At 70.2% G+C, this 17,152-nt stretch carries 17 protein-coding genes; 6 read left to right on the plus strand and 11 right to left on the minus strand.

Translation table 11 applies throughout. From position 1 onward, the window contains the following. Positions 1-22: 22 nt before the first annotated feature. On the minus strand, positions 23-1,060 hold the full coding sequence (locus tag QE410_RS06645; RefSeq protein WP_307329569.1) for an iron-siderophore ABC transporter substrate-binding protein: 1,038 nt from the start codon (positions 1,058-1,060) through the stop codon (positions 23-25). 269 nt (positions 1,061-1,329) lie between these two features. Here QE410_RS06645 and QE410_RS06650 point away from each other — a divergent pair, with 269 nt between their 5' ends. Further along, positions 1,330-2,928 (plus strand): ABC-F family ATP-binding cassette domain-containing protein, encoded by a 1,599-nt coding sequence (locus QE410_RS06650; protein WP_307329572.1) that lies wholly within the window; start codon positions 1,330-1,332, stop codon positions 2,926-2,928. 82 nt (positions 2,929-3,010) lie between these two features. Here QE410_RS06650 and QE410_RS06655 read toward each other — a convergent pair whose 3' ends face one another. The 4 genes from QE410_RS06655 to QE410_RS06670 all read right to left on the minus strand — a co-directional run bounded on the left by QE410_RS06655 (position 3,011) and on the right by QE410_RS06670 (position 5,305). Beyond that, positions 3,011-3,862 carry an SURF1 family protein gene (locus QE410_RS06655; protein WP_373459366.1) on the minus strand — a complete coding sequence of 284 codons (852 nt, stop codon included), beginning with the start codon at positions 3,860-3,862 and terminating at the stop codon, positions 3,011-3,013. A 132-nt stretch (positions 3,863-3,994) separates the two neighbouring features. Then, the gene (locus tag QE410_RS06660) at positions 3,995-4,201 is read right to left on the minus strand and encodes a hypothetical protein (RefSeq protein ID WP_307329577.1); all 207 of its coding nucleotides are present in this window, start codon (positions 4,199-4,201) and stop codon (positions 3,995-3,997) included. Then, a complete protein-coding gene (locus tag QE410_RS06665; RefSeq protein ID WP_307329580.1) occupies positions 4,198-4,566 on the minus strand; it encodes a DUF3099 domain-containing protein in 369 nt (122 codons plus the stop codon). The genes QE410_RS06660 and QE410_RS06665 overlap by 4 nt, the downstream gene beginning before the upstream one ends. A gap of 139 nt (positions 4,567-4,705) precedes the next feature. Further along, positions 4,706-5,305 carry a DUF4190 domain-containing protein gene (locus tag QE410_RS06670; protein ID WP_307329582.1) on the minus strand — a complete coding sequence of 200 codons (600 nt, stop codon included), beginning with the start codon at positions 5,303-5,305 and terminating at the stop codon, positions 4,706-4,708. A gap of 169 nt (positions 5,306-5,474) precedes the next feature. On the opposite strand from QE410_RS06670, the gene fabG reads away from it, so the two are divergent. Next, a complete protein-coding gene (gene fabG, locus QE410_RS06675; protein WP_307329585.1) occupies positions 5,475-6,185 on the plus strand; it encodes a 3-oxoacyl-ACP reductase FabG in 711 nt (236 codons plus the stop codon). A 176-nt stretch (positions 6,186-6,361) separates the two neighbouring features. Here the strand turns inward: fabG and QE410_RS06680 are convergent, their stop codons facing one another. Continuing rightward, positions 6,362-6,736 carry an alpha/beta fold hydrolase gene (locus tag QE410_RS06680; RefSeq protein WP_307329588.1) on the minus strand — a complete coding sequence of 125 codons (375 nt, stop codon included), beginning with the start codon at positions 6,734-6,736 and terminating at the stop codon, positions 6,362-6,364. Positions 6,737-7,147: 411 nt separating this feature from the next. Continuing rightward, positions 7,148-7,789 carry a phosphoserine phosphatase SerB gene (serB, locus tag QE410_RS06685; RefSeq protein ID WP_307329591.1) on the minus strand — a complete coding sequence of 214 codons (642 nt, stop codon included), beginning with the start codon at positions 7,787-7,789 and terminating at the stop codon, positions 7,148-7,150. Positions 7,790-7,949: 160 nt separating this feature from the next. Between serB and QE410_RS06690 the strand changes: the two genes are divergently transcribed. Continuing rightward, on the plus strand, positions 7,950-8,423 hold the full coding sequence (locus tag QE410_RS06690) for an S-ribosylhomocysteine lyase (protein ID WP_058233149.1): 474 nt from the start codon (positions 7,950-7,952) through the stop codon (positions 8,421-8,423). 123 nt (positions 8,424-8,546) lie between these two features. Here the strand turns inward: QE410_RS06690 and glgC are convergent, their stop codons facing one another. Next, positions 8,547-9,791, minus strand: a complete 1,245-nt coding sequence (gene glgC, locus QE410_RS06695) for a glucose-1-phosphate adenylyltransferase (RefSeq protein WP_307329596.1) — start codon at positions 9,789-9,791, stop codon at positions 8,547-8,549. Positions 9,792-9,867: 76 nt separating this feature from the next. On the opposite strand from glgC, the gene glgA reads away from it, so the two are divergent. The 3 genes from glgA to QE410_RS06710 all read left to right on the plus strand — a co-directional run bounded on the left by glgA (position 9,868) and on the right by QE410_RS06710 (position 12,349). After that, entirely contained in the window at positions 9,868-11,058 is a 1,191-nt protein-coding gene (glgA, locus tag QE410_RS06700; RefSeq protein WP_307329599.1) for a glycogen synthase, read from the plus strand. A gap of 109 nt (positions 11,059-11,167) precedes the next feature. Beyond that, complete coding sequence (locus tag QE410_RS06705) at positions 11,168-11,950, plus strand: ABC transporter ATP-binding protein (RefSeq protein ID WP_307329601.1); 783 nt, start codon at positions 11,168-11,170, stop codon at positions 11,948-11,950. A 147-nt stretch (positions 11,951-12,097) separates the two neighbouring features. Next, positions 12,098-12,349 (plus strand): type B 50S ribosomal protein L31, encoded by a 252-nt coding sequence (locus tag QE410_RS06710; protein ID WP_013586710.1) that lies wholly within the window; start codon positions 12,098-12,100, stop codon positions 12,347-12,349. Between the two features lie 97 nt (positions 12,350-12,446). Here the strand turns inward: QE410_RS06710 and QE410_RS06715 are convergent, their stop codons facing one another. The 3 genes from QE410_RS06715 to QE410_RS06725 form a co-directional block, all read right to left on the minus strand. Next, positions 12,447-13,271, minus strand: coding sequence for a carbon-nitrogen hydrolase family protein (locus QE410_RS06715; protein ID WP_307329604.1), 825 nt, complete (start codon positions 13,269-13,271; stop codon positions 12,447-12,449). Positions 13,272-13,500: 229 nt separating this feature from the next. After that, positions 13,501-15,108, minus strand: a complete 1,608-nt coding sequence (locus tag QE410_RS06720; RefSeq protein WP_307329607.1) for an HNH endonuclease signature motif containing protein — start codon at positions 15,106-15,108, stop codon at positions 13,501-13,503. 594 nt (positions 15,109-15,702) lie between these two features. Further along, positions 15,703-16,437 carry a 3'-5' exonuclease gene (locus QE410_RS06725; RefSeq protein WP_307329610.1) on the minus strand — a complete coding sequence of 245 codons (735 nt, stop codon included), beginning with the start codon at positions 16,435-16,437 and terminating at the stop codon, positions 15,703-15,705. Positions 16,438-17,152 lie beyond the last annotated feature (715 nt).

Raw genomic sequence — 17,152 nt, forward strand, 5'->3', positions numbered from 1 at the left:
GCCGAGGAGTGCCGCTGCGGCATCAGGAGCCGGCCTTCTCCGAGGCGGCGCCCACGAGGTCGATGTACTCGTCGCCGTAGGACGTGCCGATCGACAGCGGGCTGGGGTTGGCCGCCGCGGCGATGGTGGTGTCGTCGGTCAGAGTGGCGAAGGCCCCGGACTTGATGGCCGGGATGCGCGACCACAGCGGGTCGGCCTGCAGCTGAGCGAGCAGCTCGGGTGTGCCGTAGCCGACGATGACGTCGACATCGGAGAAGGTCTCGATGTTCTCGGTGCTCTGCGTGAACCAGAAGGTCGCGGCATCCTTGCTGGACTCCTCGACGGCCGACGACGGGGTGAGCCCGAGCTCGGTGAGGTACGCGGCGCGCGGGTCGAGCGTCGAATAGTAGCCCAGCGTGCTGAGGTCGGTCGGGTCGAGGTAGGTGAAGAGCGTCTTCTTGCCCGCAAGGGCGGGGTAGTTCGCGGACGCGTCGGTGACGTGCTTCTCGAGGTCGGCGATGAGCTCCTCCGCCTGCTCCTCGCGGCCGAGGGCCTTGGCATCCGTCAGGGTCATCTCCTGCCACGAGGTGCCCCAGGCGACCTCGGGGAACGCCACGACGGGGGCGATCTTGCTGAGGGTGTCGTACTGCTCCTGCGTCATGCCGGAGTAGGCGCCGAGAATGACGTCGGGCTGAGCGTCGGCGATGGCCTCGTAGTCGAAGCCGTCGGTCTCATCCATGAGGGTCGGGGTCTCGGCGCCGAGCTCGTCGAGCTTGTCCTTGACCCAGGGGAGCAGGCCGTCGCCGTCTTCATCGCCCCACGTGACCTTCGGCATGGCGACCGGTACGACGCCGAGGGCGAGGGCGGCCTCCTGGTTGCCCCAGCTGACGGTGACGACGCGCTCGGGCTGGGCCTCGATCGTCGTCTCGCCGAAGGCGTGGTCGATCGTCACCGGGAAGGAGCCGCCGGCGGACTCGGTCGAGCCCTCCTCGGCGCCCGGTGCGGCGGAGGTGCCAGCGCAGCCGGTGAGGACGAGGGCGGAACCGGCGGCGAGGGCCACCAGAGCGCGGAATCGGGACACGAAGAGCCTCCTGCGTGTTAGGTAAGGATAGGCTTAGTTTAGGTCAGGCATCGGGTGAGAACGCAAACCCGGATGCTGATCGCCCGGGCGTTCGTCTCGACGCCGAGACAACGGCATCCGGGCTGTTCGGCGACCGTCGGAGGCGGCGGAGGGCCGGTGGAACGGGGTCTCGGCGACGAGGCTGTCGGCGGGCTCGCAGGGGCGCCTCTTATACTGGGTGGCTGGCCTCTTCGGCCGGTTCCCCTTCCCCGACTGAACGGACGTTCGCTGTGCTCGCCGTGCACGACCTCGAGATCCGCGTGGGCGCCCGCGTGCTCATGTCCGACGTGGCGTTCCGCGTCTCCGACGGCGACAAGATCGGCCTCGTCGGACGCAACGGCGCGGGGAAAACCACGCTGACCAAGGTGCTCGCGGGCGATCTGCTGCCCTCGAACGGCAGCGTCGACCGGTCGGGCGAGCTCGGCTACCTGCCGCAGGACCCGCGCTCGGGAGATCCCGAGATGCTCGCGCGCACGCGCATCCTCGACGCCCGTGGGCTCGGTTCGCTCGCCCTGGGCATGCACGAGGCGTCGCTGGCGATGGCCGACGATGACGCCGCGGTGGCGGCGAAGGCGATGAAGAAGTACGCCCGGCTCACCGAGCAGTTCGAGGCGGCCGGTGGGTACGCGGCCGAGGCCGAGGCGGCATCCATCGCCCACAACCTCTCGCTGCCCGACCGCATCCTCGACCAGCCGCTCAAGACCCTCTCGGGTGGTCAGCGCCGACGCATCGAGCTCGCGCGCATCCTCTTCTCCGACGCGCAGACGATGATCCTCGACGAGCCGACCAACCACCTCGACGCCGACAGTGTCGTGTGGCTGCGCGAGTTCCTCAAGGGCTACAAGGGCGGGCTCATCGTCATCTCGCACGACGTCGAGCTGGTGGGAGAGACGGTCAACCGCGTCTTCTACCTCGATGCCAACCGCCAGGTCATCGACGTCTACAACATGAACTGGAAGAACTACCTGCGCCAGCGGGTGGCCGACGAGGAGCGCCGCAAGAAGGAGCGCGCCAACGTCGAGAAGAAGGCGACCGCGCTGCAGCTGCAGGCCGCGCGCTTCGGCGCCAAGGCGTCGAAGGCCGCCGCCGCGCACCAGATGGTCGCCCGTGCCGAGAAGATGCTCTCGGGCCTGGATGACGTCCGTCAGGACGAGCGGGTCGCCAAGCTCCGCTTCCCCAAGCCCGCGCCGTGCGGCAAGACCCCGCTCATGGCATCCGGTCTGTCGAAGTCGTACGGGTCGCTGGAGATCTTCACCGACGTCGACCTCGCGATCGACCGCGGCTCGCGCGTCGTCATCCTGGGTCTGAACGGTGCGGGCAAGACGACGCTGCTGCGCATCCTCGCGGGCGTCGACAAGCCCGACACCGGGCAGCTCGAGCCCGGCCACGGCCTGAAGATCGGCTACTACGCGCAGGAGCACGAGAACCTCGACGTGCACCGCTCGGTGCTCGACAACATGATGTCGGCCGCGCCCCACATCACGGCGACCGAGGCGCGCAAGGTGCTGGGGTCGTTCCTCTTCGTCGGCGACGACGTGCTCAAACCCGCGGGCGTGCTCTCGGGCGGCGAGAAGACGCGCCTCTCGCTCGCGACGCTGGTGGTGTCGTCGGCCAACATGCTGCTGCTCGACGAGCCCACGAACAACCTCGACCCCGCCTCGCGCGAGGAGATCCTCGGTGCGCTCGCGCACTACGAGGGCGCGGTCGTGCTCGTCTCGCACGACGAGGGTGCCGTCGAGGCGCTGAACCCCGAGCGCGTGCTCATCCTCCCCGACGGGGTGGAAGACATCTGGGGCCGCGACTACGCGGATCTCATCACGCTGGCCTGAGCGCAGGGCCCGGACCGAGCGCAGCCGAGACCGAGATCTCGCTCTGCCCTTGCGGATGCCGGAGTCCTGGCATCCGCGAGACTCAGCGGGCGTCGAGCAGCGCGTCCTCGTCGTCGGCGTCGTGGTCGCGCGGGCGTTTGCGCGACCGGTGCAGGGCGACCGGGTCGACCCGTCGGCGCTCGGTCGGCGCCTTCTCGCGAGCCGGGGCCGGGAGCTCCTCATCGTCGTCGTCGTCGCCTTCGCGGCGCAGACGGCGCTCGTTCACGATGACGTAGCCGATGAAGGCGAAGCCCATCACGGCGAACAGGATCCATTGGATCGCGTACGACAGGTACGGGCCCGGGTCGTCGCTGGGGGGATCGACGGGTTGGGGCGCCGTCGCGGGCGCGGGCGACTCGGACACGAGCAGACCGTAGGCGCCGGGCTCGATCGGGCCGGTCTGCTCGGCGACGAGCCCGAGGTTGATCGTGGGGACCTGTCCCGCCTCGGCGGAGCGGCCCGAGGTCGGCGCGGCCTCTTCGGGACGAAGGCGCACCTCGACCGTCACGTCGCCCGGCGGAGGCGCGGGGATCTCGTCGGGCAGGGACTGCCGGTCGCCGGGGGCGAGCCATCCGCGGTCGACGAGGAACGTGCGCCCGTCGATCAGTTGGAAGGGCACGAGCTGCTCGTAGGCGGCCGATCCTCCGTGCGCGCGGTTGCGCACGAGCAGTTGGTCCTCCGGCAGGTAGCGGCCCTCGAGGCGCACCGGGCGCCATTCGTCGGTCGGGTCGAGCGTCGCCCCGGGGGTGAGCAGCGTCTCCAGCGGCACCGCGGGCTGGTCGTAGTTGTTCGCGACGAGCTCGAGCTGCTCGGTGCGTTCGGCGTTGCGCGAGAACTGCCAGTGCGAGAGGAACGCGCAGGCGACCGCGAAGAGGATCGCGACGCCGATGTACATCGCCCAGCGCGCGGCGGCGGGGGTTTCGCGCACGCTCACGGGCGGTCTGGCGTCGACGCGCGCTCCGCGATCGCTCACGTCGTCTGTCTTCGCCACATCTCCCAGGGTACGTCGCTCAGGCCGCGGGCGCGCTCACGCCGGATCGGCCGCGAGGGAGCCGACCTCGACGGGGAAGTCGCGCGCCGTCAAGAACTCGCGGAGGTACACGACGTGCTCATCGCAGGCGACCCACGTCTTGCGTCGGTCGACGGCGTGGATACGAGGATTGCGCCACCGCAGGGCCCAGACGGCCTGGTCACGGCATCCCGCTCGTGAGCACTCGGTCTGTTCGGGGGTCACGCGTCGTTCTCGCGCGGCGGATCGATGCGGGGTGTCTCGGCGATGCGGATGACGACGGGGGCATCGGATGCCGTCGGCGCGGTCGGTGCGGCACGCGGCGCCTCGATGGCGCGTTCGGGGTCGATCCGCGTGGTCTCAGCGGCATCTTGGCCCACGTTGGCGACGATGACGGCGATGTACGGGAGGAAGATCGCGCCCGCGGCGAAGACGAAGGTGTACCAGCCGTAGGGCGTGACGACGGCCATCGCGATGAAGCATGCGATGCGGATCCCCATCATCAGCATGTACTTCGCGAAACGACCATCGGCGTCCTCCCGGGGAGCCGTGGGGAGCGACGTCGCAGACTGGGCGCGGTTTGTCTTCACAGTGGTCTCAGGGTACGCCCGTCTCGGCGGGGTGCGGCGCGTTCGGGCGGCCGTCTTCTCGACGTCATGACAAGCCGTCCGAGAACAGCGATGCGGGTGCCGCCCACACAGGCGGCACCCGCATCGCGGCGTCGTGGTGTCAGGCGCCGTAGCGCACGTCGGACCCGCCCGTGGTGGCGATGACGATCGCCGTGAAGACGATGAGCAGGATGCCGAGTCCGAGGCTGATGTATCCGATCAGCACGCCCGACAGTGCCATGCCGCGTCCGCGTTCTCCGGTCGTCTTGATCTGCTTCAGCGAGATGTGGCCGGTGATGATGCCGACGATCTGGCCGATGACGGGGATGACGAACAGGCCCACCAGTGACGAGACGAGCGCCACGATCGCCAGCGGGTTCACACGGGGAGTCGCGCCGTAGCCGTACGCGGGCGCGTTGTAGCCCTGCTGGCCGTAGCCCTGCTGGCCGTAGCCCTGCTGCCCGTAGTCCTGCTGGCCGGAGGGCGGCGTGCCGGTGCCCGACGCCGACGGGGCGGGGGGCGGGGAGAAGGGCGCGCCGTAGGGCGGAGCCGGGGGCACGGGGGAGTCCGACGACGTGGCCGAGGTGCCGGATGCCGCGGGAGCCTCGTACGGGGGCGCGGGAGGCACGCCGTCGTTCGCCGGCCGCGACGGCGCGTCGGGGCCGGTCGGCTCGGGCGCACGGCCGTACGGGGAGGGGTCGTTGGTGCGGTCGTCGCTCACAGGATGCCTTTCGTCGTGCTCCCCTTCAGCGTTTCAGCGGCGCTCGCCCCCTGTCAAACCACCCGTCACGAACACTCTCCGCTTTCACCCCGCGGTGCGGGCGCGATCGGTGCACGTCGTGCTCGCTAGGCTGGGCCGGTTACGTCCCCGCACGCACAGGAGTGTCACCATGTCCCAGGACCGCGTCGTCGTCGTCACCGGAGGAAACCGGGGCATCGGTCGTGCCATCGCCGAGCGTTTCGTCGCCGAGGGGTGGAAGGTCGCCGTCACCGCCCGCTCGGGTGAGGGGCCCGAGGGAACGCTGACCGTTCGCGCCGACGTCACGGATGCGGCCGCCGTCGACGCCGCTTTCTCGCAGGTCGAGGCCGAACTCGGTCCGATCGCCGTGGTCGTCGCCAACGCCGGTGTGACCAAGGACACCCTGCTGCTGCGCATGAGCGAAGACGACTTCGACAGCGTCGTCAGCACCAACCTCGGCGGTGCGTTCCGCGTCGTCAAGCGCGCGTCGAAGGGCATGCTCAAGGCGCGTTGGGGGCGCGTCATCCTCATCTCCAGCGTCGTGGGGCTCTACGGCTCGGCCGGGCAGGTCAACTACGCCGCCTCCAAGAGCGCACTCGTCGGCTTCGCCCGTTCCCTGACGCGCGAGCTCGGCGGTCGCGGAATCACCGCGAACGTCGTGGCTCCCGGCTTCATCGAGACCGACATGACCGCCGAACTGCCCGCCGACACGCAGGCCGAGTACAAGAAGAACATCCCGGCAGGGCGCTTCGCCTCGCCCGACGAGGTCGCCGGCGTCGTGACATGGCTGGCCGGCGACGGCGCGGCCTACATCTCCGGCGCCGTCATCCCGGTCGACGGCGGTCTCGGTATGGGGCACTGACACACCTCGCGTCGTCGCCGCGAGGGCGCGCTGCGCAGATGCCGTCGCCGCGAGCGTCCTTCGCCGTGCGGTGCATCCGGCCGGTCCCGCGCGCGGCGCGCGGCACTCGATTCTCGTCGTTCGACGCCCGTTTCTCGTCGCCCGACGCGCGTTCCTCCTCGCCCGGCGCGGGCCGTTCATCTCACCGCGGCGACCAGCTTCTTCGAGAACTCCGCGGGCTGCGAGAACTGCGGCCAATGGCCCGAGCCCAGGTGCACCACCTCGACGTCGTCGAGGCGACCGAATTCGGCGGCGTAGGCGCCCCAGTCGGCCAGCACGCGCGGCAGGGCCTCGGCATCGAGCTGACCGGACAGGATCGTCACCGGAATCGCGAAGCGTCGGTCGTCGCCGAGCGTGACGGGTGAGGTGGGCACCCGGCCCGGGACGTCGACCACCTGCTTCGCGGTCCGGCGGCGGGTGTCGTCGTCGATGTCGGCGACGTCGTCGGCGTCGAAGGAGTCCCACCCCGGGAAGTGCACGACACCGTCGTCGACGGGGAACTCCGAGATCATGGCGCCCGGGTGCGGCACGATCGTGTCGACCAGGATGACGCGTGCGACGCTGTCGGGTCTGCGGTCGGGCCGCGCCCCAGGCGACGTTGCCGCCGCCCGAATGCCCGACGAGGACGACCGGGTGGTCGAATCGATCGATCTCGGACGCGACCGCGTCGACCCAGTCGTCGATCACGAGGTCGCCGACGGCCGGCCCGGGCAGGCTCAGCGGGTGCGGTCGGTGCCCCGCCGCTTCGAGGGCGGGGATGACGGCGTCCCACGACGACGCGGTGAGCCAGAGACCCGGTATGAGGATGATGTCCATGCCGGGATGGTAGAGCGGGGTCCCGACATCGGGAAGCGGGGTGTGGGACGGGTCCGGGGCGCTGCGACGGGCCCGGGCCCGGGGCGTCGGGCTCCGGGCGGATCGGGTCAGCGCGGGAGCAGCGGGATGACCTCGGCCAGGTCGACGGCGCCGATCACGAGGTCGGCGCGCTCGCGTACCGCGGGTTTGGCGTTGAAGGCCAGACCGAGACCCGCAACGGCCATCATCTCGAGATCGTTCGCGCCGTCGCCGATCGCGAACGTCAGCTCCCGGGGCACGCCGTGCTGGGCCGCCCACTCCTGGAGCGTCTCGGCCTTGGCCGTGGCATCCACGATTCCTCCGTCGACCTCGCCGGTGAGGACGCCGTTCGACGCCGCCAGCCTGTTGGCGCGCCAGAGGTCGACGCCCAGGTCGGGTGCGACGGTGTCGAGCACCTCGTGGAACCCGCCCGAGACGACTCCCACCACACCGCCGCGCTCGTGCACGGCCGCGATGAGCTCGCGCACGCCCGGAGTGGGCTCGATGCGCGCGATCGCGCGGGCGAAGGCATCGGTGGAGACCCCGGCGAGAGCGTGCACGCGCGAGCGCAGGCTGCTGGCGAAGTCCACCTCGCCGCGCATCGCGGCCTCGGTGGCCGCGGCGACCTCGGCGCCGCGGCCGGCTTCGTCGGCGAGGAGTTCGATGACCTCGTTGCGGATCAGGGTGGAGTCGGCGTCGAGCACGACGAGGAAACGGGCGGGCGCAGGCACGCGCTCGACCCTAGCGGGTCGGGAGGAGCCGCATCGCGCACTCGGGCGTCGACGGCCGCGCCGATGGGTCTCAATGTCTTCCCACGTCTTCCGCGGCTCGCACGTCGGCGGTCGCGCGTAGGCTCGTCCGGTACCCCAGACCTTCAGAAGGGACTCCTCCATGGCCGATGTCGAGAGCTTCACCCTGGACCACACCGCCGTGCTCGCGCCCTACGTCCGCCTGATCGGCACCGAGGCGGGGCCGCGCGGCGACGTCATCTCGAACTTCGATCTGCGTCTCGTGCAGCCGAACGAGGGCGAGATCCCGACCGCGGGTCTGCACACCATCGAGCACCTGCTCGCCAGCCTCGTGCGCGACCGCATCGACGGCCTGATCGACATCTCGCCCTTCGGATGCCGCACCGGCTTCCACGTCATCATGTGGGGCGAGCCCGACGTGGCCGCCCTCGTCGACGCCATCAGCGATTCGCTGCGCGCCATCGCGGAGGACGTGCAGTGGGAAGACGTGCCCGGAACCGACGCATACAGCTGCGGCAACTACCGCGACCACAGCCTGCACAGCGCCCGCGAGTGGTCGAAGGCCGTGCTCGAGAAGGGAATCTCCCGCGACGCGTTCGCGCGCGTCGGCGTCTGACCCGCGCCCTCCCGCGTGGTGGCGTGATCGCACACGTCTCAGGATGCCGAAGAGGCGGTGACCCACTCGGGCACCGCCTCTTCTGGCATCCGCGCATCCTGGCATCCAGGACCCGGCGCGATGTCACGCGTGGACGTGCACGTCCTTTCCGACGACGGTGATGCCCGTCTCGGTGACGGTGAAGCCGCGGGCCACATCGCGGTCACGGTCGACGCCGATGGTGGCGCCGGGCTCGAGCACGACGTTCTTGTCGAGGATCGCGCGGTGGATGCGCGCTCCCGCACCGACCTGCACGCTGTCGAACAGCACCGAGTCGGTGATGGTGGACCCGCCTCCGGCGAGGGCCCACGGGCCGACGACGCTGTGCTCGAGGTGTGTTCCTGAGAGCACCGAACCGAGCGAGACGATGGAGTCGATCGCGTTGCCGATGCGTCCGACCGAGTCGCGGACGAACTTCGCCGGCGGGGCGTTGAAGGTCTGTGAGTAGATCGGCCAGTCGTTGTTGTACAAGTTGAACACGGGCAGCGTCGAGATCAGGTCCATGTGCGCGTCGTAGAACGACTCGATCGTGCCGACGTCGCGCCAGTACGACCGGTCGCGCGGCGTCGACCCCGGCACGTCGTTGCGCTGGAAGTCGTAGACGGCGGCCTCACCGCGGTTGACGAAATAGGGGACGATGTCGCCGCCCATGTCGTGCGCCGACGTCGGCAGTTCGCCGTCGTGCGTGACGGCCTCGACCAGGGCATCGGCGTCGAAGATGTAGTTGCCCATCGACGCGAGCACCTCGTGCGGCGCGTCGGACAGTCCCGCGGGGTTCTGCGGCTTCTCGAGGAACTCGCGGATCCTCGTCGGGTCTTCCGGGTCGGTGTCGATGACACCGAACTGGTTCGCCAAGCCGATGGGCTGACGGATGCCGGCCACGGTGGCGCGCGCGTCGGACGCGATGTGCGCGTCGAGCATCTGCTTGAAGTCCATGCGGTAGACGTGGTCGGCACCGATGACGACGACGATGTCGGGCTTCTCATCGCGGATGAGGTTCATCGACTGCAGGATCGCGTCGGCGGAGCCGGAGAACCAGCGCTTGCCGAGACGCTGCTGCGCCGGCACCGAGGCGACGTACGCACCGAGCATCGGCGACATGCGCCAGGTCTGCGAGATGTGGCGGTCGAGACTGTGCGACTTGTACTGCGTCAGGACGACCAGTTGTCGAAGCCCCGAGTTGATGAGGTTCGAGATCGCGAAGTCGATCAGGCGGTACTGACCGCCGAACGGGACGGCGGGTTTCGCGCGATCGGCCGTGAGGGGCATGAGTCGCTTTCCCTCGCCGCCGGCGAGGATGATTCCGAAGACCTTCGGCGCTGCAGGCATGGCACAACACTAGGGGTCACGAAGGCGTGCGGGAACACGTTCCCGGCGCGCCGTCCGCTGTACTACGGTTCGTCTCATGCGCGTCGACATCGTGACCAAGGAGTACCCGCCGGAGATCTACGGGGGAGCCGGGGTCCACGCCACCGAACTCGTCAAGGCGCTCCGCGCCGAGGGCACCGAGGTGCAGGTCCGCGCGTTCGGCGCGTCACGCGAGGAGGCCGACACCACGTCGTACGGCGTACCCGCTGAGCTGTCCTCCGCGAACGGCGCGATCCAGACCCTGGGCACCGACCTCGAGATCGTCTCCGATGTCGCGGGTGCCCACGTCGTGCACTCGCACACCTGGTACGCGAACTTCGCCGGGCACCTGGCATCCCTTCTCCACGGCATCCCGCACGTGGTCACCGCCCACAGCCTCGAACCGCTCCGTCCGTGGAAGGCCGAGCAGCTGGGCGGCGGCTACGCCGTGTCGAGCTACATCGAGAAGACCGCGTACGAGGGTGCCGCGGCGGTCGTGGCGGTGAGCTCGGGGATGCGCGACGACATCCTGCGCAGCTACCCGTCGCTGGATCCCGACAAGGTGCGGGTGATCTACAACGGCATCGACACCGCGTCGTGGCATCCGGTGTCGGATGACGCGTTCCTCGCGTCGCAGGGAATCAATCCGTCGCGTCCGTCGGTCGTCTTCGTCGGACGCATCACACGGCAGAAGGGGCTGCCGTACCTGCTGCGCGCTGCCGAGCTGCTGCCGCCGGAGGTGCAGCTCATCCTGTGCGCGGGCGCGCCCGACACTCCTCAGATCATGGCCGAGGTGCAGGAGCTCGTGCGCGGGCTGCAGGCGACCCGCGACGGTGTCGTGTGGATCGAGAAGCTGCTGCCGCGAGATGAACTGTGCGCGATCCTGACCTCGGCGACGACATTCGTCTGCCCGTCGGTGTACGAGCCGCTCGGAATCGTCAACCTCGAGGCGATGGCGTGCGGTGCCGCCGTCGTCGGCACGGCCACCGGGGGCATCCCCGAGGTGGTCGTCGACGGCGTCACGGGTCGTCTCGTGCCGATCGAGCAGGTGCAGGACGGCACCGGCACGCCCGTCGACCCCGAGCAGTTCGTGTCGGACCTCGCCCGCGTGCTCACCGAGGTGGTGACGGATGCCGACACCGCCCGCGCGTACGGAGAGGCGGGGCGTCAGCGGGCCATCGACGCCTTCAGCTGGGCGGCCATCGCGAAGGAGACGGCGGCGCTGTATGCGGAGGTCGCGGCGAAGTAGGGCGCGCTGCGACGGTGCGCCGGCGGCGTCGCCGCCGATCGTGTCTCGGCCCTCCACAGCGGGCCGCGTGGCATCCGGTCGCCCGGGGTCGGGCCAGTAGGCTAGCGTCATGCCGCAGGTGCTCGAGTTCTCCGATGTCGTCGTCCGCCGCAACGGTCGGGACATCGTGTCCCACCTCGACTGGACGGTGTCGGATGACGAGCGCTGGGTGGTGCTCGGACCGAACGGCGCCGGCAAGACCACCGTGTTGCAGCTGGCCGACACGCTGCTGCACCCCACGTCGGGCGCGGTGACGATCCTCGGTGAGCGTCTCGGTCGGACCGACGTATTCGAGCTGCGTCCGCGGATCGGGTTCGCCTCGTCGGCGATGGCGCGTCGCGTGCCGCCGGAGGAGACGGTGCTCGACGTCGTGCTGACCGCGGCGTTCTCGGTCGTCGGGCGATGGCGCGAGGACTACGACGACATCGACGAGCGCCGCGCGCTGCGCGTGCTCGCCGAGTGGAAGCTCGACCACCTCGCCGACCGCACCTTCGGCACGCTCAGCGACGGCGAGCAGAAGCGCGTGCAGATCGCGCGTGCCGTGATGACCGATCCCGAGCTGCTGCTGCTCGATGAGCCCACCGCCAGCCTCGACCTCGGTGCGCGTGAAGAGCTGCTCGGGCTGTTGTCGGGCTATGCGCAGGCGCCGACGACGCCGGCGATGGTCATGGTCACCCATCACGTCGAGGAGATCCCCGTCGGCTTCACGCACGTGCTGCTGCTGCGTGACGGCGAGGTCGTGGCATCCGGTCCTCTCGACGAGGCGCTGACGGCCGAGAACCTGACGGCGACGTTCGGACTCGAGATCACGCTGACGCACGAAGCCGGGCGCTACGCGGCGCGGGCGGTGTAAGGCGGCATCGAGTGCCGCGTCTCCTGCTCGGGGCGCGCTGACCGAGGCTCTGCGCCGGGCCTGATAGACTCTGTCGTTGGTGCCTCCGGCGCCGCAGACTTTGACGTCCTGGCAGAATCCAGGGCACCACTTCTCAAAGGACCTCCCATGAAGACTGACATCCACCCCACGTACAAGGCCGTCGTGTTCCGCGACCTCGGCTCGGGCGACACGTTCCTCACGCGCTCGACCGTCTCGAGCGACAAGACGATCGAGCTCGACGGTGTCGAGTACCCCGTCATCGACGTGGAGATCTCGTCGGCTTCGCACCCGTTCTACACGGGCAAGCAGCGCATCATGGACTCGGCCGGTCGCGTCGAGAAGTTCAACCAGCGCTTCAAGAACTTCGGCGGTCGTTGATCCTCAGCGGATCCGCTTCGAGAGCCCCTCGTCCTTCGGGACGGGGGGCTCTCGTGTTTCGCGGGGCTCTGCGAGCAGATGGGGTGCGCTGCGGGCGTTACAGCGGTGCCGGACGCGGACCATGCGGATCTAGTTCACCCGAACGCTCGAAAAGACCCAGGTCTGCGCGGCGATCCGTCCACATGCGCTGGTCGCGGCGGACCTCGTCGACGACAGCGGAGTCGATGTCGACGACCGCCAGGCCTTCGCGCCCGTCGACGGCGGTGACGCGATGGCCGAGCGGGTCGAAGACGGCCGAGCCGCCGATGAACCCGCTGGGGGCTCCGACCAGCCCGCTGTAGACGACGTACATGCTGTTGTCGAGGGCGCGCGCAGCCAGGTGAAGGTCGCGTCGGCGTTCTCCGCCCGGGAAATACGCTCCGCTGTTCAGGTAGACCGTGGCTCCGGCGGTGGCGGCTGTCGCGGCGTGCTCGGGAAAATTCGCGTCGTAACAGACGGACAGGGCGAGGTCGACGTCGCCGAGCCGGAACGAGTACCCGCCCGCGCCCGGGGTGAAGAGCTCGCGCTCGGAAGCATAGAGGTGTTGCTTGGCATAGGCGGGCAGCGGGGGCCTGCCGGGGGCGATGACGAGGTCGGTCAGCGTGCGGTGCGCGCCTCGCTGAAGTGCGGTGTTCACGACGGCGATGACGCGGGTTTCGTCGACGGCGTCCTGCAGGGGGCTGAGCCACCCGAGATCGTCGAGGCGCGGCAGGACGCCGGCGAAGACGGTGTCGTCATAGCCGGTGAGGAAAGCCTCGGGGAAGAGGATGACGTTCGCACCGGCGGTCGCGCTGTCGCCGACGTAGCGCGCAGCCTGAGCGACGTTGCGGCCGATGGCGCCGGGGACGGCCTCGGCCTGCACGGTGGCGATGCGGACGGTCACGGAATCAGTGTGGCAGGGGCGTGGACGGTCACGGAATCGGTGTGGCGGGGGCGTGGACGGTCACGGAATCGGTGTGGCGGGGGCGTGGACGGTCACGGAATCGGTGTGGCGGGGGCGTGGACGGTCATGGAATCGGTGTGGCGGGGGCGTGGATGGTCGCGAAATCGGTGTGGCGGGGGCGCGCGGATGGACACGCGGTCAGTTCGGCGAGGCGCGGACGGGGGCGTACTCAGAACGGCGGCGGGTCGGTGCCGTATCTGCCGCCCAAGGGAGAGACCCAGACGGTGTCCTCGCCGGGCGGGTGGTCGATATCCCACCGACTTTCGTGGCGCAGACGGTGGTGATGTCGGCACTTCGGATCGAGGTTGTCGTCGTCGGTGGTTCCGCCGTCCGCCCAGGCGGTGCGGTGGTCTATGTCGCACTCCCGAGCGGCGCGACCACACCCGGGGAAGACGCAGGTGGGCGAGGTCACTCCGAGCCACCGGCGAAGAGCCGTGGGCACGCGGTAGGCCTTCCGGTCGAGCACGAGCGGTGCGCCGTTCACGGGGTGGGTGAGGAGTCGGATCCAGGATGTCGCCGAGCCCGCCAAACGCCGAGCCGTGTCGAGGTCGATCGGTCCGTAGCCCTCGAGCACGGCGGGCTCCGTGCCGCGGCCGAGAAGCGTCAGCGCCGGAATGGTGACGACGACGGTTGCCGGCGGAGCGGACCGGAACGTGCGTGGCGCATCGAACGGCGGAGGCGCGTGGCATCCGTCGGTCTCGGGCGGCGGATGCGCGGCCGACGGCTCCGCCGGTGGGCTCTCCGTCATCGTCACGAGGTCGGCGAAGGCGTCTGCCCGTAACTGCGCGAGCGTGCGAGATTCGTCGGGGGCCGCACGAAGATGCCGTGCGGCGCGGTCGAGTCGCGACATCACGGCGCGAGCGCGGTCCCCCGGGAGCAGCGCATGAAGCGACGCCATGCCGTCGAGCTCGGCCGTCATCCACACGCCGCGGTCCTGAGCCGCGCGACGATGACGGCTCTCGATCGACTCGGCATGCACGCGCTCGCGAATCGCCCGGGCGGCCACCGCGAACGTGGCCGGAGGCAGCACCAGCGCGGACGGGCAGGCCTCCTCGTCGAAGCGATCGAACGTTTCGTTGTCTCCCGCTGGGAGGGTCGACGCGAGTCGGGCTGCGTCGACGGCGTGCTTCTCGGAGAGGCGTCCGTCGCCGAAGGCGGCCCACAACCGCGGGCACCCCTCGGCCAGGGTGCGCGCATGCGCGGCGCGTGTACGGACGGTCTGCTCGGACAGGTGAAGGCGCACCGCGATCTCGGCGACGGCGGCACGTTCGGCCAGGTCGATGCGGTCGCGACGCACGGCGCGCGGCGTGCGGCCGCGAGGATCCTGCCGGGCGCAATCGACCGTGGGATCGGGGCCAACCCAGGGCGTCGGGTCGAACGCGGCATCGTCGAGGATCGCCAGGATCAGGCGGTACTCGTCGGCGGTCGCTCGCCGTCGATCGCGTACGACGCACTCGAGATGTCCGAGCCGCGCGTCGAGATCGACGACCGAAGCGACGGCCTCAGACAGCGGGTTCGCACAGTCATCCGGATGCCACAGCGCGGCGTCGTCGAGCGCATCGTGTTCGTTCGCGCGTTCGTGGTCGAGGCGCCCGTCTGCGGTGAATGGTGAGTCGGTGGACGCGAGCGCCGCAGTCCCGTGCCGTTTGTGGGCGCTCTCGCGGAAAGCCGCCCACTCCGCGTCGAGATCCAGCTCGTTCTCGGTGGGCCAAGGCGCTCCGTCGCACGCCCGGAACACCGGCCGGGGCCGGTCGGCGGAGCGTGCGGTGCGGGTCATGGAAGAACGCTATCGGCGACCTCCGAAATTGCGCCGGGAGCGTGCGATGCGCGCCGAGCGCCGTCGAGAGGGTCGGCTATCCGGTCTGCCGGATGTCGCCGGGCGCAATGCCTTCGGCGGAGATGCCCCACTTCGGCGAGGGATTCCGGACCGGACGGCGCTGTCTAGGCGTCTCTCATGTCGACGGATGGGCCGTGTTCTGTAGAGCGGGGCGTCGCGGTATCCGGGTGTCCGGCGCCTCTGCGGATGGTTCACATTCCGTCGGGCGGGTGTCGCGGTCTCCGGGTGTTCGGCATGTCAGTGGATGGTTCACGTCTCGTCGGGCGGGGGTGCCGTGGCATCCGGGTGTTCGGCGCCTCTGCGGATCGTTCACGCCCGGTAGGGCGGGGCGCCGTGGCATCCGGGTGTCCGGCGCCTCTGCGGATGGTTCACATTCCGTCGGGCGGGGTGCCGTGGCATCCGGGAGGCCCGCGGTTCAGCGGATGGGCCACGCTCCGTCGAGCGGGGCGTCGCGGTATCCGGGTGTCCGGCGCCTCTGCGGATGGCTCACATTCCGTCGGGCGGGGGTGCCATGGCATCCGGGTGTCCCGCGGTTCAGCGGATGGGCCACGCTCCGTCGAGCGGGGGAGCCGTGGCATCCAGGCGTCCGATCTTGACGAAGTACTCGGTCAGACTCGCGGCTTGAGCGCGGGCCCACGCGATCTGGCGGGTGTGGAGTTCGTCGAGGGTGGGTGGCATCCACGGTCCGAACTTCTCGGCGAGGGCCAGGGCCACGCGGCCGGCGGCCACCGCGTCGGCGCAGGCTTCGTGCGCGGCGTCGAGCGAGACCGCGTAATGCTCGGCGACGACCGACAGGGTGCGCTTGCCGCGACGATAGCGGTCGTAGGTCTTGTCGACGACGAGCGGGTCGATGACGGGAGAGGGCGCGTGGATCGGTGCCACGCCGTGACGCACGGCCTCGTTCTTGAGCATCGAGAAGTCGAAGGGCGCGTTGTACGCCACGACGGGAATGCCGGCGGCGAACAACGCCCCCAACGCCTCGACGACTTCGGCGACCACACGAGGCGCCGGAGCGCCGTCGGCGCGCGCCCGCTCCGTCGAGATGCCGTGAATGGCGGCGGCGCCGGCCGGGATCTCGACGCCGGGATCGGCCAGCCAATCGCGCGCGTCGACCACGTTGCCGTCGGCGTCGAGCACGCCCACGTGGGCTGAGACGATGCGATCGTTCTCGACGTCGATTCCGGTCGTCTCGAGGTCGAACACGCCGACGAGGCGCGCCCAATCGGGCGTCTGGAAGAGGGGGAGCGGCTCGGCCTGCCACGTGGTCATGTCGTCACCGTAGAACGGGGCTCCGACATCGCCGTCGAGGCGCGCAGAACGGGGTGGATGCCGGGGCTCGAGCACATGGAGGGCGGGCCTGGGACGAACGGTAATGGATGCCGGGGCGCGAGCGGCGAGAAGGCGGGCGTGCGGAGAGGGGAACCGTATGCCGGGATGCGCGGCTGCGAGGTGTGGAGCGTCGCGACGGGGACGGGATGCCGCGGGGTGAGCGGGTGCAAGGTGTGGAGCGTCGCGACGGGGACGGGATGCCGCGGGGTGAGCGGGTGTGAGGTGAGGCGTAGGGAGATGGGAACCGTATGCGGGGGTGTGGCGCCCGCGCGGGGGAGGGGTGGGGTGCGCGGAACCGCCCAGAACGGGGGTGAACGCGCGCGGTGAACACGTGGAAGGGGGCGAGCAGTTGCAGGGGCTGGATGCCGGGGTGCAGGACGATCGCGCGCTGAAACGGCGGTGTTCGCCGGGACGGGACACCCGCTAGCGACCGCGGGAGGCCGTGAGCGCAGGAGATTCGGGCGGTTGCGGACACGGCCCACCGGCGACGCGACGGGGAGGGCGCGACCGGCACGCGGCATCCTCCGCTCCGCCGATCTCCTGCGTTGCGGGCCCGGCCCACCGGCGACGCGACGGGGGAGGGCACGACCGGCACGTGGCATCCTCCGTTCCGTCGGTCTCTTGCGTTGCGCGCCCGGTCCACCGGCGACGCGAC

Source organism: Microbacterium sp. SORGH_AS_1204, assembly GCF_030818935.1.
Taxonomy (GTDB): Bacteria; Actinomycetota; Actinomycetes; order Actinomycetales; family Microbacteriaceae; genus Microbacterium.